The organism is Cellulomonas shaoxiangyii (assembly GCF_004798685.1).
Classification (GTDB): domain Bacteria; phylum Actinomycetota; class Actinomycetes; order Actinomycetales; family Cellulomonadaceae; genus Cellulomonas; species Cellulomonas shaoxiangyii.
In genome coordinates, this window is record NZ_CP039291.1 from 3,088,675 (window position 1) to 3,110,871 (window position 22,197).

Consider the following 22,197-nt stretch of genomic DNA (forward strand, 5'->3'; position numbering starts at 1 on the left):
CCGTCCCGGACTTCCCGGAACGGGCCCTTCTGCGGTGGAGCTGAGGGGATTCGAACCCCTGACCTTCTCATTGCGAACGAGACGCGCTACCAACTGCGCCACAGCCCCTTGTGCGAGGAACACGCTAGCACCCCACGGGCCCGGGAACGAAACCGGCCCGGGCCCCTCCCCGCGAGGTGCGTCACACCCGCCGACGGGCCACGACGGGCCGGCCGCGGAGGACGCCGCAGGCCGCTGACCGGCGCCGTCGCCGGCGCCTGCCGTCAGCGTGCGTTCACTGCCCGGCGGCCCGGCGGCGCGCCAGGACGGCGTTCAGGTCGATGCTGCCGGTCGTCTCCGCCACGGGCTCGAGCGGCGCCACGGGGCCCTCCGCGGCACGTGCGGCGTCCGCCGCGGACTCCCCAGCGCCGTCCGCCGCGGACTCCTGGTCGCGGTCCGCCGGACGGTCGGCGGGGCGGCGCGTGGTGGACGCCTCGGCGTCGGACTCCAGGAGCGCGGCCGGCGTCCGGCGGGGCGCCGCGGCCTTCATCGTGTAGGTCGGGCGGGGCACCGGGACCGGCGACCACTCCTCCGCGTCGCCGGCGTCCTGCGTCTCGCCGTCGGCCTGCGCGTCGCCGGGGGCGGGGACGCCGGAGGTGGGTGCCGTCGTGGCCGAGCGGCGCACGACGGGCGTCGAGCCGGTCGCGTGCCGCGCGGGGCCGGCGCTCTCGCCCGCGTCGGCGACGATCCGCTCGAAGACCTCGGTGTGCGCGTCCGACGGGCGCACGGCGTGCCCGGTGACGAGCGGTACGGGCACGTCCGCCGGACCGGCACCGGGGCGCACCACGGGCACCCCACCGGTCGCGGGGCGGCCCGCGCGCACCGTGTGCGTCGCGCCGGTGCGCGGACGCGACGCGAGCCGCTCCTCACGCTCGATGGTCGTCGCCCACGCCTCGTCGGCGGCGTGGCCGGCCACGACCGCACGGCGGCCCAGCACGGTGACCGCGCCCAGCAGGACGGTCGGCACGGCGCCGAATGCCCACGTCGACGCCGGGACCACGCCCGTGACTACCCAGCCGGCCACGGACGCGACCAGCAGCAGCGTGGCCAGCAGCCCGCGCCTGCGCGCGGCAGCGCCGCGTCGGGCCGATGCCGCGGCGCGCGCCGCGCGGGCCTGCGCGAGGCGGCGCGCCGCCTCGGCCGAGATGCGCTCGGGGGTGGCGTGCGGTCGGTCCACGGTCGTGCCTCCTGTCGCCGTGCCGGCGCCGACCGCCGGCACACCCGTCGCCGGGGTCAGCAGCAGCGCCGTCGTGCTCGGTCCCGCCGTCGCGGACGCCAGGGCCGGACGCACGGTCCGGCCCACGCCCCGCGACACCGCGACCACGCGCAGACCGGCCGAGAACCGGTCGTCCGCACGCGCCTCGAGCAGCCGCTGACGGTGCCGCAGGTGGTGCGGCACCAGATACGCAGCCCACAGGCCGACGAGCGCGAGCGCCACGAGGCCTGCGAGTCCGTTCACGCACCGACGGTAGGTGCGTCCCGGCCGTCACCGCCGCAGGGAAGCGGCGTGTCGTGCGACGACGCGCCAGAACGCGGTCCCGCGGACCCGTGGGGGCCGCGTGCGGACCCGTCAGGCCGTCGACCGGCGGGTCGCGTGCCAGCGCGCCAGCAGCCCCTCGGGCACGTCCTCGACCGTGAGCGCGAAGGTCCGGTGGTCGCACCACCGCCCCTGGATGTGCAGGTACCGCTCCCGCAGGCCCTCGTCGCGGAAGCCGAGCTTCTCGACGACCCGCAGCGACGGCGCGTTCTCGGGGCGGATGTTGATCTCGACCCGGTGCAGGCGCAGGACCCCGAAGCAGTGGTCCGTCGCCATCGCCACGGCCGTCGGGGTGACCCCGCGCCCCGCGACGTGCCGCGACACCCAGTACCCGATCGACGCGGAGCGCAGCGACCCGTACTGGATCGACGACACCGTCAGCTGCCCCACCAGCTCGCCGTCGTGGTCCACCGCGAACGGCAGCGCCGTGCCGTCCCGGGCCTGGGCCGCCAGGGAACGCACGAACTGCCCGAACGTCGGCCGCGGTCCGCGCACCGGCTCGGGGTTCGTCGCGTCCCACGGCTCCAGCCACCCCGCGTTCGCCGCGCGCAGCGCCATCCACGCGTCGGCGTCCCGCCGCCGCAGCGGACGCAGCCGCACGTCACCGTCGACCAGATCGACGGGCCACCCGACGGCCACGCTCACCCCTCTCGTCCACCGGCACGGCCGCTCACCCTTCCAGCACCAGGCAGTGCACGACCTGGCCGGGCCGCACGGCGGCGTCCGTCTCCCCCACCACGGCGAGGGCGTTCGCGTGCGCGAGGGCCGTCGTCGACGGGGCCGCCGGGTCGCCGAGCGGCGTCACCCGGTACCCCTCGTCGGGCGAGCCGAGGACCGTGGCGGGGACGAACTGCCGCAGCCCGGGCGGCGACGCCCAGCCCTGCGTCGCGGCGGCCGCCACGGACGGGCGGAACAGCTCGGTGTGCCCGGCCATGGCCCGCAGCGCGGGCCGCACGAACACCTCGAACGACACCTGCGCCGCCACCGGGTGCCCCTGCAGCGCGAACACGGGCACGCCCTGGTCCTCGTCGCGCCCGCCGACGCCGCGCCCGACCGTCCCGAACCCGTGCCGCATCCCCGGCGTCATGGCGACCTGGTCGAGGCGGACGGTGCCGAGCGGGGCGAGGACGTCCTTGACGGTGTCGTGCACCAGCTCCGACAGCCCGCCGGTGAGCACGACGAGGTCCGCGCGCACCAGCTGGTCCTCCAGCGCCTCGCGCAGCGTGGCGCGCTCGTCGGGCACGACGCCCACGCGCACCGCCGCGGCACCGGCATCGAGCACGGCGGCCTCCAGCGCGTGCCCGTCGGCCTCGAACACCGTGCCGGGCCGCACGGCCGTCGTCGGCTCCACGAGCTCGTCCCCGACCGACAGCAGCACGACGCGGGGCGTCGGGTGCACGGGCAGGCGCCCGCGGCCCATGGCCGCCGCGAGCGCGATCTGCCGGGCGCCGAGCCGCGTGCCGGCAGGCAGGACGACGTCACCCGCGTGCACGTCCGCACCCGCGTGGCGCACGTGCTGGCCCGGCCGCGCCGGGCGCTGCAGCGCGACGCGGGCGGTGCCGCGGTCCGTCTCCTCGATCGGCACGACCGCGTCCGCGCCGATCGGCAGCGGTCCGCCGGACGCCACCCGCACCGCGGTGCCCGCGACGTGCCGCAGCCCCGCCGGCGAGCCGGCGTGCACGTCGTGCGCCACGGGCAGGTCCGGGACGCGACCGCCGGCGCCGTGCTCGGTGTCGCGCGCCGCGACCGCGTAGCCGTCACGCGCCGCCACGGGCACCGCCGGCACGTCGATGGGCGCCGCGACGTCGGCCGCGAGGATGCAGCCCGACGCGTCGTGCAGCAGCACGTCCAGCGGCGTCACCGGACCCACTGCCGCGAGGACGGCCGCGAGGTGGTCCTGCACCGATCTCATGCGGGCATTCTGCCCGCTGGTCGCAGTGCCGCAGTCCGGCGCGGCGACCTGCGCCCGAGCCGGTGCCGCTGTCACCCCGATGCCGACCGCACCGCCGTCCGGCCCCGCCGGGGCGCGCACTGCGCCACACTGGACCCATGAGCACCGTCGCCCAGCCGTCCTGGCACACCCCTGCCGGCGGCGGTGGCGACGGTCGAGGGCGACGTGGGGCCGAGGACCGCGGGTCCGCGCGCCGCCCGTCCGCGGCGGAGGCGAAGCACGAGCTGCGCCGGCGGGTACGCACCCAGCGCGGTCACCGCTCCCCCCGGCTGCGCGACCAGGTCGCGGAACGCCTCGCCGCCGTGGTGCTGACGATCCCGGAGGTCGCGCACGCCAGCTGCGTCAGCGTGTACGCGTCACGGCCGGGCGAGCCGGGGACCGGTCCGGTCATCGAGGCGCTCGCCGGGCGGGGCGTCCGCCTGCTGCTGCCCGTGCTGGGGACCGGCCTGCAGCGGGACTGGGCGGAGTACGACGGCGCGCACGACCTGCGCGAGCGTGCGCCCGGTCGGCCGCCCGAGCCCGGCACGCCGCCGCTGGGCGCCGACGCCGTGCGCGACGCGGACGTGGTGCTCGTGCCGGCGCTCGCGGTCGACGCCGCCGGCACGCGCCTGGGCCAGGGCGGCGGCTGGTACGACCGGGTGCTGGCGCACGTGCGGCCGGGCGTCCCCGTCGTCGCGCTCGTGCACGCCGACGAGGTGCTCGGCGTCCCCCTCCCGCGCGAGCCGCACGACCGGCCCGTCTCGGCCGTCGCGACCCCCGAGCGCTGGTGGCGCGTGGGGGCGGCGGACGGCTGACCCGGCGCCGCGGCCCGGACGGGCCGCGGCTCAGTCCTGCCCGGGGACCAGCGTCTGCCGGTCGACCGCGTCCGCCTCGACCGCCGCGTCGGAGAACGGCCACGCGAACTGCTCGCCGCGCGCCCATGCCGGGAGCTGGTCGTCGTAGTGCGGGCTGGCGGGGTGCCCCGACGTGCCGGTCAGGTTGACCCACGTCGAGGAGTCGAGGTCGCCCAGGTCGACGACCATGCGCATCGACGGTGCGCTCGTGACCGCGAAGGAGCCGGACGCCGCGTCCCACCCGGTCGCGTCGACGACCGACGAGCCGCCGCCCACGCGCTGCGCCGGCGGGTTGACGAAGGAGCGCACGACCCCGGGGATGCCCTCCCCGCCGAGCACGGGGTGCTCGGGCGCGGCGACGTGCAGCTTCCCCCACGCCCAGTCCTCCGTGCGGCTGCCGAGGGTCGCGGTGAGCGAGTACCGCGCATCGGTCAGCGCCCGCGACAGGATCTCGTCGCGTCCCTCGACGAGGCCGGGCGTCGAGCGGTCGTCCCACCACGGCGACGTGGGCTCCGCCAGGATCGTGCGGACCACCTCGAGCCAGCGGGAGTCGCCGGACGCCGCGTGCCCGTCCGGCAGGTCGTCGGCGAACGTCAGCTCCAGCAGGTCCGCCCACACCGCCGCGAGGTACGCGGCGGCCGCGGAGTCGGCCGACGCCACGCGGTCCCACCGGCGCAGCAGGTCCTGACCCTCGGCGACGAACGGCTCCTCCAGGTCGACCTCGAGGAGCGCCGGCACGAGCACGTCCGCGTACGGGTTGTGCTGGTCGGTCTGCAGGTCGGCCATGCCGGCCGCGTCGAGGGGGCGCCCGGCGGCGATCTCCGCCGTGAGCAGGTCGCGGATCCGCTGCGCGCGGTACCCGTAGTCGGTGTCCTCCGCGAGGAACGGCCCGAGCCCGGCAGGCGTGACCGCCTGGTTCGCGGCGACGACGAAGCCCTCCGCCGGGTCGACGACGCGCGGCATCTCCGCGGGGTCGACGTACCCCTGCCAGTCGTAGCGGGAGTCCCAGCCCGGCCGCGGCCACGTGCCGTCGGACGGCACGGGCGAGGCCGGCACGCTCGCGCGCACGGGGATGCGGCCGGGCGCCTGGTAGCCGATGTGGCCGTCCGTCGTGGCGAACACGATGTTCTGGGACGGGACGTCCAGCAGGGCGGCCGCGGCCGCGACGTCGTCGGCGTCCTGCGCGGTCATCATCGCCAGGACCGCCTCCGCGGTCCGGCCCGGCTGCAGCGCGGTCCACGAGAGGGCGACCTCGAACCGCCGGCCCGGCGCACCCTCGGGCACGGGGACGCGGGAGACGCCGTCGACGTCGAGCACCTCGGACACGAGCGGCCCGTGCCGCGTGGCGCGGACGACCAGCTCGACGTCCTCGCCGCCGGCGACCCGGATGGTCTCGGTGCGCACCTCCAGCGGCTCGCGGCGCCCGTCCACCACGACCTCGCCGTCCACGACGCGCTCGAGGAAGAAGTCGGTCACGTCGGCGCCGAGGTTCGTCAGCCCCCACGCGAGGTCCGCGTTGTGCCCGATCACGACGCCCGGCAGGCCCGCCAGCGCGAAGCCGGACACGTCGAACGGGCACGCGTCGTCGACCTGCGCGCACCGCAGGCCCACCTGCGACCAGATGCCCGGCGCGGAGATCGACAGGTGCGGGTCGTTGGCCAGCAGCGGCGCGCCGGACGCGGTGTGCTCACCCGCGACGACCCACGAGTTCGAGCCGACGCCGTCGCCCTCCCCCACGAGGTGCGGCACGGCCGCGAGCGCACGGTCGGCGGCCGCGAGCGCCTCCTGCAGGTCCGCCTCGCCGAGCACCTCGGTGAGGTCGACGTCGGCCGCGACGGTCTGCGCCGCCTGCTGCGCGACCGACGCGGCGTCGAGGATCGGCAGGTTGCGGTCCTGCGGGTACGCCGGGAACAGCTGCTCCACCCGCGCCACGTCGGGCACCGACTGGTACGTCAGCGCGCGGGCGAGCTCGTCGTCGTAGTTCGCCCGCAGGTCCCACGCCATCGCCTTGAGCCACGCGAGGGAGTCGACCGGGTCCCACCGCTCGGGGCGCTCGACGGGCACGCGCTGGCCCAGGACCGTGTACTCCATCGCGATCGCGGCCGTGTCCCGCCCGTCGAGGTAGGCGTTGACCCCGGCCGCGTACGCCTCGAGGTAGCGGCGGGCGTCGGCCGGCAGCAGCTCCCACTCCTGCTCCGCGACGCGCCGCCAGCCCATCGTGCGGATCACCATGTCCGCCGCCAGCGCCTCCTCGTTCTCGCCGACCAGCTCCGACAGCCGCCCGGCCGTGACGTGCCGGCGGTAGTCCATCTCGAAGAAGCGGTCCTGCGCGGACACGTACCCCTGCCCGGCGAACAGGTCCTCGGCCGTCCGCGCGACGATCGTCGGCACGCCGCGCGCGTCCCGCGAGACCCGCACCTCCTCGCCGAGGCCGGGGACTGTCTCCTCGCCCGACCCCTCGGGAAGCGGGCGGCGGAGCACCACGGCCGCGAGGAGCGTCGTGGCGAGCAGCGCCGCGACGACGACGGAGGCGACGACGACGAGCGCAGTGCGCAGACGAGAGCGGCGGGGCACGGTCGAAGGCTAGTACCCACCCCCCGCGCTTGACGCCGTGAGTAGTGTTGGCACTCGGACCTCGAGAGTGCCAGCTTTCACGGGTGCCGCGTCGCGGGTGCGGTTCCCACGGGTGCCGCGGCTCGTGCGCCGCCCGGACGCCCAGCCCTCGCCGTGCACGCGGGACGTACCGCGCACACGTACCCGTGCCGGCTCCGCCGCCGCACCGGGGTCCTCACGTCCCCGCCGGGCGCACGCCCGGCACACGAGTTCCACGGGAGTCGGCCAGTGCCCACCTATTCCTACCGGTGCACCGCGTGCGAGCACGCCTTCGAGGTCCAGCAGTCCTTCACCGACGACGCCCTGAGCGTCTGCCCCGAGTGCGAGGGGCGTCTGCGCAAGGTGTTCTCGTCCGTCGGGGTCGTCTTCAAGGGCTCCGGTTTCTACCGGACGGACGCGCGCGCGGGCGGGTCGTCGACGAGCGCGTCGGCGCCCGCCGCGGCGGGGTCGGCGTCGGGCGGGTCGTCGTCGGGCGGGTCGTCGTCGGGCGGGTCGTCATCGGGCGGGTCGTCATCGGGCGGGTCGTCCTCGGGCGGGTCGTCCTCGGGCGGATCCTCGTCCGGCGGATCCTCGGGCAGCTCCTCCTCGGGCAGCTCCTCGTCCGGCAGCTCCTCGTCCGGCGGTTCCTCGTCCGGCAGCGCTGCCACGACGACGAAGGTTGCCTCCTCCTGACCGCGGGGGCGTTCCCGCCCTGACCCGACCACAGCCGCGCGGCGACACGCGCCCGTCCACCGCTGGTGGCACGCGCCCGACCGGCGGCGACCGACGGGGCCTAGCGTCCCGGGCGTGCTGCCCCTCAACGCCACGCGCCCGGACGACCTGTCGCCCGCCCTGCCTCCTCCGCTGCCGCGGGTGCGGGCACCCGCGGCCGTACGCCTGCGGGGTGCGCTGTGGCGGTGGCGCGTCGTCGTCGCCGCGGTGTGCCTGGGCGCGGCCGCCGCCGCGACCGTCCAGGCGCTGAGGCCGCCGCCGCCCCGCACGGTCCCGGTGCTCGTGCTCGCCGCCGACGCGACCGCCGGGACCCCGCTCACCACCTCCGACGTCACGGTCGCGCGGGTGCCGCCCGACGCGGTGCCGGCGGGCGCGCTGACCGCACCGGACGACGCGGTGGGCGCCGCACCGGTGGTCGACCTGCCGGCGCGCCAGCCGCTCACGCCCACGCTCCTCGGGGGCGGCACCCCGACCGGCCCGGCGGGCACGGTGGTGGCCGCCGTGCGCCTCGACGACCCCGCGGTCGCGGCGCTCCTCGCCCCCGGCGCGCACGTCGACCTCGTCGCCGCCCGTCCCGAGGGCGGCCCGGGCGAGACCGTCGCCCGGCGCGCGCTCGTCCTCCCCGCCCCGCCGTCCGACGGTGCGGGCGGCGGGCTGCTCGGCGGTGCGAGCGGCGCGCCGGACGTCCCGGTCCTCGTGGCGGTCGCACCGGACGAGGCCGTCCGCCTGGCCGAGGCGTCCGCCTCCGCTCGGCTCGTCGCGGTCGTCGTGCCATGATCGACGGACGACGCATGCCCGGAGCAGGGGGAGCACGCCATGAGCGAGAACGCGCGGGACCGTCGACGCGGAGCGGGCGACCGCCTTCGTACCGTCGGCAGCAGCGAGCGCCTGAAGGGCATGAGCAAGGTCCTCCAGGGCTTCAAGGACTTCGTGTCCCGCGGCAACGCGGTCGAGCTCGCCGTCGGCGTCGTCATCGGCGCCGCGTTCACGGCGATCGTCGGTGCCATCCAGGACGGGCTGCTCAGCCCGCTCATCGGGTGGATCTTCGGCCAGCCGAACCTCGAGCAGCTCTGGAACGTCGGGCCGTACTCGTGGCAGGAGGGCGCCGACCCGGTGCGGCTCGGCCTCATCCTGAACGCGCTGCTGCAGTTCCTGCTCACCGCCGCGGGGATCTACTTCCTCATCGTCCTGCCCCTCAACGCGCTGGCCGCGCGCCGCAAGCGCGGCCAGGAGGAGGAGCCGCAGGCACCGAGCGAGGACGTCCTCCTGCTGCAGGAGATCCGCGACCTGCTCGCCGCGCAGGCATCACCCGCCGTGCGGAACGACGCGGCGCCCGGGGGCGGCACGCCGGACGGTCCCACCCCCGGCACCGCGGCCGGTGCACCCCCGGCAGGCGGCGCGCCGCCGAGCATCCCCCCGGGCCCCGGCCCCGCCTGACGGGGGCCGCGTCGGCCGCGGCGCGTCACCCGTCACCAGCCCTTGGGCACCGGTCCGCCACGCGCCCGCCGGTCCGCCGCGCGCCGCACCGGTCCGCCACGCGCCCGCAGGTGCGCCCCGCCTCACCAGTGCGGCGGGCGCTCCCGGCGCAGCCGGTCCTCGTTCGACGACGGCTCCTCGCACCCCCAGCCGTGGTCCGTGTCGTCGGCGGAGCGGGTCGCGCTCCACGGGTCGGGCGCGCCGGCCGGGCTCGTCGGCCCGGCGTCACGGGTCGCGCCCGCCCTGGTCTCGTCCGCTCCGGAAGAGGCGCCGGCTGCGCCGGCACGCGGCCGTGACGCGGGCTCGTGGTGTGCCACCGGAGTCGCGCCAGGTGCCGCGGGCAGGGTCGAGCGGAGCACCGACTCGTCGGTGCCGACCGTGCCGGGTGGGCGTACGGCGCGCCGGGGCGTGCGTCGCCGCGGCGCAGGGGTGGGTCCGGTGCCCGTGGTCATCCCCCGATGGTCGCGCGGACCGGCCCCCTGGGGCGAACCGTCAGGTGAACGCGCGGGCGACCGCGCCGCGCACGACCGTGTCCACGCGGTGGCTGCGGCGGGTGATGCCCAGCTCGGCGCGCAGCGCGTCGGCCAGCGCGTCGCGGGTGCGCTCCTGCCCGTCCGAGCACAGCCAGCGCACGAGGTCGTCGAGCTGGTCGTCGCTGTACGCGCCCACCGGCAGTCCCGGACGCACGTCCGGGCGCGGCTGCGTGCGAACCGCCAGGACGAGCTGCTCGCCCGTCGTCGCCGCCGGCTCGGCCGCGGACGGCGCCGCGGCGGCACGCGTCGCCCCCGTCGCGGGACGGGTCATCGGGATGCCGCCGCTGCCGAGGGACGCCACCGCGGGCAGCACCCCCGTCGGCGTGCGCACGACCTGCGTCGCACCCGTCGGCGTCCCACGCCGCGTCGCCGTCGCGGGCACCGCGGGGTCCGCCCCGGTGGGCACCGCGCCCGTCGTCGCCGGCGCGGCAGGAGTCTCCCCCGTCGGCACCGCCTGCACGGCGCCGGTCGCGGGCCGCACCACGGGCACGGCACCGGTCGCGGGGCGGGCCGGCACGTAGGGGCGCACGCCCACCTCGACGTCGTCGACCTCGGGGGCGTCGCGCACGACCACCGGCACGGGGCGCGACGGCGACGCGGCGGTCTCCGGCCGACGCTCCACGAGCCGCGTGTGCACCGCGCGGCGGATGCGGTCCACCTCCGCCTGCGGGTCGAGGAACGCGGCGGCGGACCACACCCGCACCACCGACCAGCCCAGCCGCTCCAGGCGGTCCGCCGCGAGGCGGTCGCGCACCCGGACGCTCGGCTCGCGCACGTAGTCCGAGTCGTCGGTGAGGACGGCGACGAGCATCTCGTCGGGCAGCTCGGGGTGGCCCACGACCAGCGGGATGCGCACGCCGCCCGGGACGCCGTGGTCGACGTCGACGACGAGGCCGTGCTGCCACAGGCGCTCGGCCAGGTCCAGGACGAGCCGGTCGGGGTCCACGCCACCGGTCGGCCGACCGCCGGCGTCCGCGGCACGCGCGTCGGCCTGCCCGCGGTCCGCCGTGAACCGCAGCAGGTCCCCCAGGAGCCGGGGGCCGCCGTCGCGCAGTCGCTCGGGGTCGAGGTCGTCCACGCCGAAGCACGACACGACGGTGAGGCGGTGCCGGGTCGAGCCCAGCGCGTCGAGCAGGAGCGCGTCGCCGCCGGGGCGGCTCACGGGGCCGAAGGAGTGCAGCACGCGTCGGTGCGGCGTGCGTCCCAGCCCGAAGGACAGGATCACCGCCTCGCGCCGGAGCCCGGCGACGTTCGCGAGGTCGACGACGACGAACGGCTCCGTGCGCCCGGAGTCGAAGAACGACGCCAGCGCGGGGTTGTCGCGCACCTCGGCGAGCACGACCTCGCGGACCGCGTCGGCGTGCCGGGGCGTCACGGTGACGACGGCGAGCGACTCCTCGGGGTGCTGCAGCACGTGCTCGACGACGAGCTCGAGGACGCGGTCGACCTCCGCACGCGTCGAGTCGACGGTGCCGGTCGCCGGGTCCGGCATGCCGGTGCCGTCGACGACGTCGAGCTGCACGAGCGGCTGCGCCGACGGCAGCGGCGTGGGCACGAGCACGCCCTCGTACCCGTGCCGGGCGAGGAACGCGGTCAGGTACGGGTCACGCCGCGACGCGTCGGCGTGCAGCGCGACGGACGGGAGCACGTCCGCGAGCTCCCGCACGGCGGACCCCGAGGCGCAGCGCGCGTCCCCGACCACGACGACCTGACGGCCGCGCGCGATCGCGGGCAGCGCCGCCTCGACGGGCAGGTGCGCGGCCGCGTCGACGACGACGAGGTCGACGGTCCGCGCCGCCGGCAGCACCTGCGACACCAGCATGGGGCCCGCGACGAGCACGGGCCGCAGCCGGCGCGCCACGTCCGGGTAGCGCCCGAGCGTCTCCCGCACGGACGTGACGCGGTCCTCGACGAGCTCGGCGAACAGCCCTTCGGCCTGGTCGCGGTGCTGGCGGACGGCGGCCGAGACGCGCGCGAGGGCGGCCGCGAGCACGGGCGCGGTCCGGCTCTCCACGTGCGCTCGGTCGAGCTCGGCGTACCGGGCCGAGAGCGTGCCGAGCGCGGCACCGTCGTAGCCGGCGAGCGCCGGGTCGGCGGCGAGCACCTGCTCGAACACCGTGCTCCACCAGGCGAGGTCGAGCTCCGCGGGGGCGAGCGCGGGCTCGACGCGCCGCCCGGTGAGGTCGTCGACGAGCTCGCCGAGCCCCGCCGCGCGCACGCCGTGCAGGAGGTGCGTGCGCTCGGGCAGCGTCTCGAGCGCGTCGGCGGTGTCCCGCAGGCGCGTGAGGCGGTCACGCAGCTCGGGGAACGGCGTCGCGGCGAGGCGGCCGCCCCCGGGCGTGCCCGCGAGGACGTCGGCGAGCGCCTCCACGTCCTCCCGGACCGCGCGGTGCTCCTCCTCGATGACCTCGAGCGCGTCGGGCAGCCGCGGCCACCCGCCGGCGGGGCAGTGCGCCTGCCACACCTCTCGCCTGGCCTGCACCTCGAGCAGCGCACCGTGCAGGTCGGCGACCGGGCGGCCCGGGCGGAGCATGTCCTTCGCCTGCTTGCGCAGCCGCCGGCGCACCCAGAAGCCCATCGGCACGTCGTGCTGCTCGCGCCACTCCTTCGACGCGGTCGCCGCGACGAGGTCGGCGGCCGTGCGCTCGAAGACCAGCGGCTGGAAGACGTCGAGCGACGCACGAACGCCGTCGAGCATGCGCAGCTGCTCCGCCCAGTCGTCGAGGGTCGTCGCGGGAGTCAGGCCGGTGTCGGCGGCGACGTGCGCCACGCGGTCGAGGAGCACGGGCAGCGACACGTCGAGCAGGCGCTCGAGGCGGTGCCGGACGACCTGGGCGTCCGCGGACGTGCGCAGGTCCGCACCGAACCACGGCGTGTCCTGGGGGCGCAGCGTGAACGCCGCGAGCTCGCCCGCGCGCACGAGGTCGCGGCCCAGGCGGGTGCGGCGCTCGGCGTCGAGGACGCGCGCCACCTCGGGCGTGAGCCGCACCGTGGTGCGCGGGGTCGGCCGGGCGGACGTGAGGCGGGCGAGCTCCTGCAGGGCGTCGTACGCGGACACGTCCCAGGGCCCGCGGGGCACGTGCAGCGCGTCGACGTACCCGCGCAGCCGCTCCCGGTGCTCGACGAGCGACGCCCGCAGGGTCGCGACCGCGGCCGCGTCGACCGCCGGCGGCTCGATCGTCATGGCACCGAGCAGTCGCCGGCCCGCGGCGGCGCGCCAGCCGGCGTGCGGCTCGACGTCGAGGACGAGCTCCCCGAGCCCCAGCGCCGTGAGGCGGTCGACGAGCGCGGTCGCGGCGCGGCGGTGGCCGGGCACGTACAGGACCGTGCGGCCCTCCGCGGCGGCGTCGGCGACGAGTGCCGCGAGCGTGCCCGTGACGTCGGCGCCCGTCGGTGCGTCGACGAACACGTGCCCGCCCGCCGCGACGACGTCCAGCACGTGCTGCTGCGCGGGGTCGAGGTCACCGGCACCGCGCTCCACCGACGGGTCGCGGTCGCCCGCGACCGGCTCCGGGAGCGGGACCGTCAGCGCCTCGCGCGCGTCGTCGAGGCCGGCGAGGGCGCGGACGACCTCGTGCCGGTCGAGGGCGCCCGCGAGGTGGTCGAGGTCGTCGACCAGCACCTGGCCCGGGTGGATGAACGTGCCGACGACGACCTTCTCGACCAGGGAGAAGTCCTCGAGCACCGCCTCGCCGAGCGAGGAGAGCCGCTGGAGCGCACCGCGCGGGTCGAAGCCGGCGCCGGTGAACGTGCCGCGCGCGACCGCGGCGGGGTCCAGCAGGGCGCCGTGGCGGCGCAGTGCCCGGGCGAGCACGGGGTTGACCTCGAGGGACGGCTCGAGCGCCAGCTCGTAGTCACCCTCGCCGGAGCCGCGGCCCCGCAGCGTGACCGGCCGCAGCAGCACGGGCGCGCGGACCGTGCGCACGGCGTCGGCGCCCCGCTCGGCGCGGGTGTCGCGGGGGTCGGGCGTGCGGCGGGTCACGTGCGCCAGCGCGCCCACGTCGTCCGAGCCCAGGTCGGCGGTCGACCGCTCGGTCCACGAGGCGACGCCGATCGCGAGGGACGTCGGCGCGATGCCGTAGCGCTGCGTGTACGTCGCGGCACGAGCACTCACGGCACGCGCGCGGCGGCGCGCGCTGGACAGGGCCCCGGCCTCGCGCACGAGGTTGGACAGCCGCGTCGCGCGGCCGGCGAACAGCTGCGCCATGCCCGACGGGTGCGCCGCCGACAGGTCGAGCGCCGCGTCGCCGAGCTGGTCGACGTCCGCCAGCGTGGACGCGCCCGCGGCCTCGACGAGCGCACCCCGCCACGTCGCGACGGCGCCCTCGAGCACCTCGGCGGGCGACGGCGGCTCGACGAGGGCCACGGGCGGGCCGGCGGCGCGGTCGTCCGTGCGGTCGTCCGTGCGGTCGTCGGTGCGCTCGTCGGCGGACCCGGGGGCCGGTGCGGAGGCGTCGGCGGGGGTCGGCTGCGGGGGCGAACCGGCCGGGGTCGGTCCCGAGCCGGGCGTGCGGGCGGGGACGGTCACCCTGGCACGGTAGACCGCCGGACGCCGATCGCCCGGGCGGCCACGCCGGGGCACGCAGACCCGGTCGCGGCGTGATCGCCGTCCCGGCACGCCCCGGTCGCCGGCGTACCGGACGGGGCCTCGAGGGGGAAAAGACGAAGAGCGGGACGGGGTGACCCGTCCCGCTCTCGTGACCGCCGACCGGCGGGAGATTGAGAGACGGTGCGCACCACGCAGGGGGCAGGCGATGCGCACCGTCAGGTACGAGTGTGGCTCATCGGCAGGCGTTGGTCAAACGTCCAGACCACCCGTCAGGGTGAAGTCGGCCGACCGTCCAGCTCGGCGCGACGGAACCTCACCCCGCCCGCCGCCGCGCCGGGCCGACCGGTGCCCGACATGTCGCGTCTGCCCTGGTCACGGGCGGCGCACCCCCTCCGCGGCGCCGCCCGCCGGCGGCCGCGGCGCCGGCCTCCGGCCCCGCGCCGACCCGGCTCTCGCGAGCCCGTGCGGCCCTCGCGACCCGACCGGCGCCTCCCCCTCCCGGGCCGCGCCGGGCTCCCCCGGTCCGTCCCGGTCCGGTCGCCTCCCGTCCCTTCCCGTCGCGTGCCTAGGCTGGGCGCGGACGGCGGACGCCGGCCCGGGAGGGACGGACGCGATGGCAAGGCGCGGTGCCGTGGTGGTGTACACGGCGGCGGCGCTCGCCTACCTCGTGGCGGTGGTCCACCGCACGGCGCTCGGCGTCGCGGGCGTCGACGCGATCGAGCGGTTCGGGCTGTCCGCCACGGGCCTCGCGGCGTTCTCCGTCGTCCAGCTCGCCGTGTACGCGGCGCTGCAGATCCCCGCCGGGCAGCTCCTCGACCGGTTCGGGGCGCGGGCGCTGGTCGCGGGCGGGTCGCTCGTGATGGCGGTCGGGCAGGCGCTGCTCGCGTGGGCCGACGACGTGCCGACGGCGATCGTCGCGCGCGTGCTCATCGGGGCCGGCGACGCGGGCATCTTCATCAGCGCGTGCCGCCTCGTCGCGGAGTGGTTCCCGCCCCGGCGGGTGCCCGTGCTGGTGCAGCTGACGGGCCTCATCGGGCAGTCGGGGCAGCTCGTGTCGGCCGTCGCGGTGGCGTGGCTGCTGCACGCGCGCGGCTGGGGCGTGACGTTCGGTGTGCTGGCGGCGCTCGGGATGCTCGTGGCGGTGGTCGCGTGGGTCGGCGTCCGGGCCCCGGTCCCCGCGACCCCCGCGGACGCGATCGCGTCGGCGGCCCGCGCCCGGTTCCTGCACGCCGTGCGCGACGCGGCGCGCCCCGCGGGCACCCGGCTCGGGTTCTGGTCGCACTTCCTCGCACCGTTCAGCGCGAACGTCGTCGCGCTGCTGTGGGGGGTGCCGTTCTTCGTCACCGCGCAGGGCCGGTCCCCCGGGGAGGCGAGCGCCCTGCTCAGCGTGCTCACGGTCTCCGCGATGGTCTCCGGCCCGCTGGTGGGGCGCTGGACCGCCCGGCACCCGCTGCGACGCAGCTGGTCGGTGCTCGCCTCCGCCACCGCGACGCTCGCCGCGTGGGTCTGGCTGCTCGTCCCGGACACGCCGCGCCCGTTCGCCCAGCTCGCCGTGTTCTGCGTGGTCGTGGGTGCGGGCGGGCCCGTGTCGCTCGTCGGGCTCGACTTCGCCCGCACGTCCACGGCGGCCGACCGGCTGGGCACGGCCACGGGCTTCGTCAACACGGGCGGGTTCGCGTCGACGATGGTCGGGATCCTCGCGGTCGGCGTGGTCCTGCAGGTCGCGTCGCCGCCGGGTGCGACGACGTACTCGCTCGACGCCTACCGCCTCGCGTTCGCCGTGCTGCTCGTGCCGTGGCTCGTCGGCGTGACCGGCGTGCTGCGCAACCGGCGGCTGGCACGCGCGGACATGGCCCGCGCGGGCACCGTGGTCCCGTCGGTCCGCGAGGTGCTGCGCCGCCGTCGCCCCTGAACGCGGCACCGCCCCGGCACGATCCCGAGAAGCTCGATGCGTCTGCATGCATCCGCGCGGTGCCCCCGGACGGAAGTAGAGGTGTCAGCACGACACCGCCCGCACCGCGGGCCGATCCAGGAGGACCTTCATGCGCGCTCGATCCCTCGCCGCAGCAACCGGTTCGTTCGCCGTCGCAGCACTGACCCTCGCCGCCGTGCCCGCGCAGGCGGCCGGTGCCGACGCCGCGCAGCTCTCGGTGCTGCACGGCGTCCCGGGCCTCACCGTGGACGTGTGGGTGAACGGCGAGCGCACGCTCGACGACTTCACGCCCGGCACGCTCGCCGGCCCGCTCGACCTCCCCGCGGGGACGTACACGGTGGCGATCACGGCGGCCGACGCGGCCGACGCGAGCTCCCCCGCCATCGGCCCGGTCGACCTCGCCCTCGAGGCCGGCGGCAACTACACGGCCGCCGCCCACCTCGACACCGCGGGCGAGCCGACGGCGACGCTCTTCACCAACGACACCAGCCCGACGGCCGCCGGCCAGGGGCGCCTCACGGTCCGGCACGTCGCGGCCGCACCGGCCGTCGACGTCCTCGCGGGCGGTCAGCCGGTCATCTCGAACCTGACCAACCCGAACGAGCAGACGCTGGACCTGCCCGCGGGCACCGTCGCGGCGAGCGTCGTCGCGGCCGGCACCACCGAGCCGGTGCTGCTCGGCCCGGCCGACGTCCCCGTCACCGAGGGCACCAACACGATCGTCTACGCGTGGGGCAGCGCGACCGCGTCGCCGTCGACCCTCGCGCTCGCGACGCAGGTCGTCGATGGCCTGCACAGCGCGCCGTCCGGTGTGCAGGCGGGCCAGCTGGGCCTGGTCGACGACACCCGGACGCAGCCGTGGCTGCTCGGTGCGGGCGCGTTCGCCGTCCTCGCCGCCGCCGTCCTGGCCGTCACGCGCCGCACGTCCGCGGCGACCGTGACGGGCGACCGCTGACCGGTACCCCGGCGGAGCGCACCGTGGCCCGGGGGTGGACGGCGGCACCCGCCGTCCACCGCCGGGCCGCGGCCGTCCCCGCCGTCCGCCGCCCCGGCGGCATGCTCCGCCCGGGCGGCGCGTTCCGGCTCCGCGGCGCGTTCCGTGCGGTCGCGGCCGTGGCGGCGCTCGTCGTCCTGACGGCGTGCGGCGGTGCCGCGCCCGCGCAGACGCCGGCCGGTGCGTCCGCGTCCGCGTCGGCGACACCGTCGGCGGCACCGGTGCCCGCCGGCGGCGCGACGACCGCGCCGCCCGTCCCGGTGCAGGACGCGTCGCTCGGCGCCCTGCCCGTGGCCGCCGTCGTCCCACCGGTCCGGGTGCAGGTTCCCGACCTCGAGATCGACATGCCGGTCGAGCCGGCCGGCGTCGCACCGGAGGGCGACATGGAGCTCCCCGACCGCGCCGACGTCGCCGCCTGGTACGAGTTCGGCCCCGCACCGGCCGCACCCGCCGGGTCGACGCTGCTCGCCGCGCACGTCGACTCGCGGACCACCGGCGTCGGCCCGTTCGCCCGGCTGCGCGACGTGGGCGCCGGCACCGCCGTCGTCGTCACCACCGCCGACGGCGCGACGTACGAGTACCGCGTGCGGGACGTCGTGCGGGTGCCGAAGGACACGGCACCGGTCGGCGAGTGGTTCGACCGTGCGGGCGCCCCCCGGCTCGTCCTCGTCACCTGCGGAGGTGCGTTCGACCGGGACGTCGGACACTATTCGGACAACGTCGTCGTCACCGCCCTCCCCGTGGGCGGCTGACCGTGCTGCAGCGGGCGCGCGAGCGGACGGCGGGTGAGGAGCGGTCCGTGGCGGTGGCAGTCCCCCCGTCCGGCGTGCCGGCTGTGCCGCCGGAGCCGGGCCAGGGCGCCGACGACGGTGTCGCGGCCCTCGGCGAGGCCTTCGCCGCGGGCGACGACACCGCCGTCCGCGAGGCGTACCGCCGGTGGGCGGCGCTCGTGCACACGGTCGCGCTGCGCTCGCTGGGCACGATCGCCGAGGCGGAGGACGTCACGCAGCAGGTGTTCGTCGACGCGTGGCGCAGCCGGCAGCGGTTCGACCCGACGCGCGCCCGCCTGCCCGCCTGGCTGCTGGGCATCACGAAGCACGCGGTGGCCGACGCGCACGCACGCCGTGCACGCGACGGCCGGCTCGAGGCGGCGGCGGAGACGTCGGCCGTCGCGGCCGGCACGCAGGCCGCGCCCGGCCACGCCGACCGCGTGGTCGACCGGGTCGTCGTGCGGGACGAGCTCGACCGGCTGGGCGACCCGCAGCGCACGATCCTGCACCTGGCCTTCTACGACGACCTCACGCACGAGCAGATCGCGCGGCGCCTGGACCTGCCGCTGGGCACCGTGAAGAGTCACGTCCGACGCAGCCTCGCCCGGCTGCGGACCCGATGGGAGGTGGAGGGTGTCGCCGAGTGACGCGCACGTGGACGACGACGTGCTGAGCCTCCTCGCCCTGGGCGAGGACACGGGCACCCCGGACGAGCGCGCCCACGTGGCGGCGTGCCCGCGCTGCTCGGCCGAGCTCGCGCAGCTGCGCGACCTGGTCGGGGTGGCACGCGCCGCCCAGGCGGACGGACCGCTGGTCGCCCCCGCCCCGCACGTGTGGGAGCGGATCGCGGGCGAGCTGGCCCTCGACCCCACCCCCGTCGTGGTCGACGACGCGACGGCGACCGCCGTGCCCGTCGCGGGTGCGCCCGGCGCCGGCGCACGGGCGGACGAGCCGGTCGCGAGCGGCGGCGGACCCGCCGCTGCACCCGCACCCGCACGCGAGCCCGGGCTCGCCCCCGTCGTTCCGCTGCGGCCGCGCCGCTGGGCCTGGGTGGCCGGTGCCGCCGCTGCGGGCCTGGTCGTCGGCGGCGCCGGCGCCTGGTGGACGGCGACGCGCGAGCCGGCGACGACCGTGGTCGCCCGGGCCGAGCTCGACGCGCTGCCCGGCTGGGACGCGGCCGGCTCCGCCGAGCTCGAGACCGCCCCGGACGGCTCCCGCGTGCTCGTGGTCGACGTCGCGGACGACGGCCCGGCGTCGGGCGGTTACCGCGAGGTGTGGCTCCTGCGCCCGGACGTGTCGGGGCTGGTGAGCCTCGGGCCGCTCACGGGGACGTCGGGCCGCTTCACGCTGCCCGACGACCTGGACGTGGACGAGTTCCCCGTGGTCGACGTGTCGTCCGAGCCGCTCGACGGCGACCCGGCGCACTCCGGCGACTCGATCGTGCGGGGCACGCTCGGCGCCTGACGCCGCCGTGCTGTCGGTGGCGTGCGCCACAGTGGGCGGATGGACGACAAGGAGACGCTGCACCGGTACCTGCGCCGCAGCCGCGAGGACCTGCTCGGCAAGCTGGACGGGCTGAGCGACTACGACGTGCGCCGTCCGCTGACCCCGACCGGCACGAACCTGCTCGGGCTGGTCAAGCACGTGGGGGGCGTGCAGCTCGGCTACCTGGGCAGCGTCTTCGGCCGGCCCAGCCCGCGCGAGGACGCGCCGTGGATGGCCGAGGACGCCGAGCCGGACGCGGACATGTGGGCCGCGCTGCACGAGACGCGGGACCAGGTGCTGGAGCTGTGGGCCCACTCGGCGGAGCACGCCGACGCGACGGTGGCGGCGCTGCCGCTCGACGCGCCGGGCGTCGTGCCCTGGTGGGGGCCGAGCGGCGACGTGACGCTGCACGCGGTGCTCGTGCACCTGGTCGTCGAGGTGGCGCGCCACGCGGGCCACGCCGACGTGCTGCGGGAGGGCATCGACGGGCTGGCGGGCCAGCGGCCGGGCGACCTCAACGTCACGGGCCGCACCGCCGAGCAGTGGGCGGCGCACCGGGCCCGCGTCGAGGACGCCGCCCGCCGGGCCGCGGGGCTGGCGGGCGAGGCGTGAGGGGCGGACGTCACGGGCACGGTGTGCCGGGGGTGGAGCGAGGAGTGCGTCGACGTCGGACCGGCGGGCGGCGCCCGCGTCGGTCCGGAAACGACGACGCGCCGCCCCGACCGGGGATCCGGTCGGGCGCGGCGCGTTCGCGTCGAGCCCGGGGTGCGGGGCGCGCGTAGTGTCAGTACTTGCAGCAGGGCGCGGCCTCGGCCGAGTCCGCCTGCGCGATCGAGGCGCCGGTGACGCCGGTGACGGCAGTGAGGGCGACGAACACGGCGACGATGAGCTTCTTCTTCATGGCGGGGACCTCCGGTCTGGTGCGCCGGTCTGTCCGGCACAGCGGAATGTTCTCGGCCTGAGTGTCGCGCCCGCAATGACTCGGGGAATACTGGTATAGACTCTCCCCGAATTTTGGTCGCCCGGGCGTGTCGCGTTGCGCCTGGTGAGAGCGCCGTGCCCTGCCGGACGGATCGGGGCCGGAAATGCCCACGCGGCTCGCTGCACCGCCCCGCAGAACGTGAGAGTCGTTCCGCAGCGGGCTCTGATCTGGCGACTCCACCCCGTGACATCCCCGGAGCACGGTCGCCGTGGACGACCGCGCCGGACGCCGTCGCCGGGGTGCAACCGGCCCCGAACGCGGACGACGGCGGCCCCGGTACGGGACCGCCGTCGTCCGACGTGATGCGTGGGCCCTCAGCGTCCGGTGGGCGGACGCAGCGTCGTGCGGGTCCCGAGGGCACCCAGCGCGCGGCCGTATGCCTCCACGACAGCCTCCATGCTGTCGCCGGCGGTCCGTAGCCGGTCGGCCACGCTACGCCACGCGGTGGCGGCGGGACGGCCGGGCGGCATCGACTCGAGCCGGGCCGCCGCCTCCCGGTACGCCTTGAGCGCAGGGACGCGCTCGCCCGACGCCAGCAGGGCGTCGCCGAGCACCTCGTGAGCGGCAGCGCCGTCGCGTCGGTCGCCGGGGCCGATGAGCTCGACGGCCTTGACGGCGTACGTCAGAGCGGCCCGCGGCTGCCCCAGCATGAGCAGGGCGCGCGAGCGGAAGGTGGCGGCGCGGGCGAGGTCGACGCCCGACTCGCTGATCTCAAGGGCGAGACGCGCGGCGTCGAGCTCGACCAGTGCCTCCTTGGGGCGCGGCGGCGTCACCTGGAGCAGCAGCTGCGCGAGGTCGAGGCGCAGCAGGGGGACGTCGTTGTCGGCCTCGTCGGCACCGGCGATCGCCAGCGCGGCCCGCAGGTGGCCGAGCGCCTCCTCGCCGTGCCCGTGGGCGTCCTCGACGAAGGCCAGGTTCCAGTGCACGGCCGAGACGGCGCGCGCCGACCCGTCCTGCAGTGCGCGTGCGAGCAGGTCCTTGCCCCGCACCAGTGCGTACATGGTGTCGCCGCGCGCGACGTAGGCCCAGACGACGGTCGACTCGAGGCGGAAGAGCGCATCGCTGCCGCTCGCCGCGTCCGCCAGGGTGACCAGGTGGTGCTCGCCCGCCTGCACGGCCGGCGTCAGCTCCCCCGCCTGCGTCAGTGCCATCACCAACCGGGCGGCCGCCTGCGCGGCGCGCACAGCGCGGTGCCCGTCGGTGAACCGCTGCGTCGCCTCCGCGAGCAGTCGGTACGCCTCCTCGAGCTCGCCGACGCGGTCGAGGGCGTCGGCGTGCGCGAGCAGGACGCGCCCCGCCTGGTCGACGTCGAGCGCGTCGAGGTCGACGGCCGCGAGCTCCGCTGCGGCCGCACCGGGGCGCCCGGAACGTACGAGCTGGCGGGCGCGGACGACGGCGGCCTCGGACGCCTGGTACGCCGGTGACCGCTCGCCCTGTTCCAGGTACGTGACGGTGATACCGAGCGCGGTCGCGAGGCGCTCCAGCGCCGCCGGACCGGGTCCCCGGATGCCACGCTCGAGGTGCGAGACGTAGCTGGGGTGCATCAACGCGGCGCGGGCGAGGTCGGCCTGGCTCAGGCCGGAACGCTCGCGAGCGTCACGGAGCCTCTCACTGACTGGGTGCACGTCTCTCACGATAAGCACGGGTCGGCACACACGGAAGGGGGACAGCCACTACTGGTGGTCACGAGTGTGCAGACAGACCGGGCATTCACGTCAGGAGCGCACATCTGCGGGGGTGACAGCACCCCCGCGCCCGTCCGTGACTGGACACATGACCTGGAACACAGGG

General features: G+C 77.3%; 16 protein-coding genes, 1 tRNA gene and 1 pseudogene. 10 read left to right on the forward strand and 8 right to left on the reverse strand.

Features of this window, described 5'->3' with window-relative positions; genetic code table 11:
* Positions 1-35 precede the first annotated feature (35 nt).
* The 4 genes from E5225_RS13810 to E5225_RS13825 form a co-directional block, all read right to left on the reverse strand.
* A tRNA-Ala gene (locus E5225_RS13810) sits at positions 36-108 on the reverse strand.
* A 166-nt stretch (positions 109-274) separates the two neighbouring features.
* Positions 275-1,498, reverse strand: a complete 1,224-nt coding sequence (locus E5225_RS13815; protein WP_135972411.1) for a hypothetical protein — start codon at positions 1,496-1,498, stop codon at positions 275-277.
* A gap of 111 nt (positions 1,499-1,609) precedes the next feature.
* Positions 1,610-2,215, reverse strand: a complete 606-nt coding sequence (locus E5225_RS13820) for a GNAT family N-acetyltransferase (protein ID WP_135972466.1) — start codon at positions 2,213-2,215, stop codon at positions 1,610-1,612.
* A gap of 31 nt (positions 2,216-2,246) precedes the next feature.
* The gene (locus E5225_RS13825; protein WP_135972412.1) at positions 2,247-3,488 is read right to left on the reverse strand and encodes a molybdopterin molybdotransferase MoeA; all 1,242 of its coding nucleotides are present in this window, start codon (positions 3,486-3,488) and stop codon (positions 2,247-2,249) included.
* A gap of 137 nt (positions 3,489-3,625) precedes the next feature.
* On the opposite strand from E5225_RS13825, the gene E5225_RS13830 reads away from it, so the two are divergent.
* The gene (locus E5225_RS13830; protein WP_135972413.1) at positions 3,626-4,321 is read left to right on the forward strand and encodes a 5-formyltetrahydrofolate cyclo-ligase; all 696 of its coding nucleotides are present in this window, start codon (positions 3,626-3,628) and stop codon (positions 4,319-4,321) included.
* 30 nt (positions 4,322-4,351) lie between these two features.
* Here the strand turns inward: E5225_RS13830 and E5225_RS13835 are convergent, their stop codons facing one another.
* The gene (locus E5225_RS13835; protein ID WP_135972414.1) at positions 4,352-6,934 is read right to left on the reverse strand and encodes a penicillin acylase family protein; all 2,583 of its coding nucleotides are present in this window, start codon (positions 6,932-6,934) and stop codon (positions 4,352-4,354) included.
* Between the two features lie 267 nt (positions 6,935-7,201).
* On the opposite strand from E5225_RS13835, the pseudogene E5225_RS18220 reads away from it, so the two are divergent.
* A pseudogene (locus E5225_RS18220) lies at positions 7,202-7,342 on the forward strand (FmdB family zinc ribbon protein); the annotation flags it as partial.
* 14 nt (positions 7,343-7,356) lie between these two features.
* Here the strand turns inward: E5225_RS18220 and E5225_RS18225 are convergent.
* Complete coding sequence (locus E5225_RS18225) at positions 7,357-7,620, reverse strand: hypothetical protein (protein WP_341867954.1); 264 nt, start codon at positions 7,618-7,620, stop codon at positions 7,357-7,359.
* A 139-nt stretch (positions 7,621-7,759) separates the two neighbouring features.
* On the opposite strand from E5225_RS18225, the gene E5225_RS13845 reads away from it, so the two are divergent.
* A complete protein-coding gene (locus tag E5225_RS13845) occupies positions 7,760-8,461 on the forward strand; it encodes an SAF domain-containing protein (protein WP_243738110.1) in 702 nt (233 codons plus the stop codon).
* A 39-nt stretch (positions 8,462-8,500) separates the two neighbouring features.
* Positions 8,501-9,121 (forward strand): large conductance mechanosensitive channel protein MscL, encoded by a 621-nt coding sequence (gene mscL / locus E5225_RS13850; protein WP_135972416.1) that lies wholly within the window; start codon positions 8,501-8,503, stop codon positions 9,119-9,121.
* 531 nt (positions 9,122-9,652) lie between these two features.
* Here the strand turns inward: mscL and E5225_RS13855 are convergent.
* The gene (locus tag E5225_RS13855; protein ID WP_135972417.1) at positions 9,653-14,221 is read right to left on the reverse strand and encodes a hypothetical protein; all 4,569 of its coding nucleotides are present in this window, start codon (positions 14,219-14,221) and stop codon (positions 9,653-9,655) included.
* Between the two features lie 634 nt (positions 14,222-14,855).
* Between E5225_RS13855 and E5225_RS13860 the strand changes: the two genes are divergently transcribed.
* The 6 genes from E5225_RS13860 to E5225_RS13885 all read left to right on the forward strand — a co-directional run bounded on the left by E5225_RS13860 (position 14,856) and on the right by E5225_RS13885 (position 20,036).
* A complete protein-coding gene (locus E5225_RS13860; protein WP_135972418.1) occupies positions 14,856-16,154 on the forward strand; it encodes an MFS transporter in 1,299 nt (432 codons plus the stop codon).
* A 130-nt stretch (positions 16,155-16,284) separates the two neighbouring features.
* Entirely contained in the window at positions 16,285-17,130 is an 846-nt protein-coding gene (locus E5225_RS13865) for a DUF4397 domain-containing protein (protein WP_135972419.1), read from the forward strand.
* A gap of 23 nt (positions 17,131-17,153) precedes the next feature.
* Complete coding sequence (locus E5225_RS13870) at positions 17,154-17,921, forward strand: class F sortase (RefSeq protein ID WP_243738111.1); 768 nt, start codon at positions 17,154-17,156, stop codon at positions 17,919-17,921.
* 53 nt (positions 17,922-17,974) lie between these two features.
* Complete coding sequence (locus E5225_RS13875; RefSeq protein ID WP_424945120.1) at positions 17,975-18,586, forward strand: RNA polymerase sigma factor; 612 nt, start codon at positions 17,975-17,977, stop codon at positions 18,584-18,586.
* Entirely contained in the window at positions 18,573-19,403 is an 831-nt protein-coding gene (locus E5225_RS13880; protein WP_135972420.1) for an anti-sigma factor, read from the forward strand. Before E5225_RS13875 ends, E5225_RS13880 begins: the two co-directional genes overlap by 14 nt.
* 39 nt (positions 19,404-19,442) lie before the next feature.
* On the forward strand, positions 19,443-20,036 hold the full coding sequence (locus E5225_RS13885) for a DinB family protein (protein ID WP_135972421.1): 594 nt from the start codon (positions 19,443-19,445) through the stop codon (positions 20,034-20,036).
* A 684-nt stretch (positions 20,037-20,720) separates the two neighbouring features.
* On the opposite strand, the gene E5225_RS13890 is transcribed toward E5225_RS13885, so the two are convergent.
* A complete protein-coding gene (locus tag E5225_RS13890; RefSeq protein ID WP_135972422.1) occupies positions 20,721-22,031 on the reverse strand; it encodes a helix-turn-helix domain-containing protein in 1,311 nt (436 codons plus the stop codon).
* Between the last annotated feature and the right edge of the window lie 166 nt (positions 22,032-22,197).

Bases quoted from the DNA above. Each gene is read 5' to 3' on its own strand.
- E5225_RS13825 (WP_135972412.1), bottom strand. From the start codon at position 3,488: ATGAGATCGGTGCAGGACCACCTCGCGGCCGTCCTCGCGGCAGTGGGT.
- E5225_RS13830 (WP_135972413.1), top strand. From the start codon at position 3,626: ATGAGCACCGTCGCCCAGCCGTCCTGGCACACCCCTGCCGGCGGCGGT.
- mscL (WP_135972416.1), top strand. From the start codon at position 8,501: ATGAGCGAGAACGCGCGGGACCGTCGACGCGGAGCGGGCGACCGCCTT.
- E5225_RS13860 (WP_135972418.1), top strand. From the start codon at position 14,856: ATGGCAAGGCGCGGTGCCGTGGTGGTGTACACGGCGGCGGCGCTCGCC.
- E5225_RS13865 (WP_135972419.1), top strand. From the start codon at position 16,285: ATGCGCGCTCGATCCCTCGCCGCAGCAACCGGTTCGTTCGCCGTCGCA.
- E5225_RS13885 (WP_135972421.1), top strand. From the start codon at position 19,443: ATGGACGACAAGGAGACGCTGCACCGGTACCTGCGCCGCAGCCGCGAG.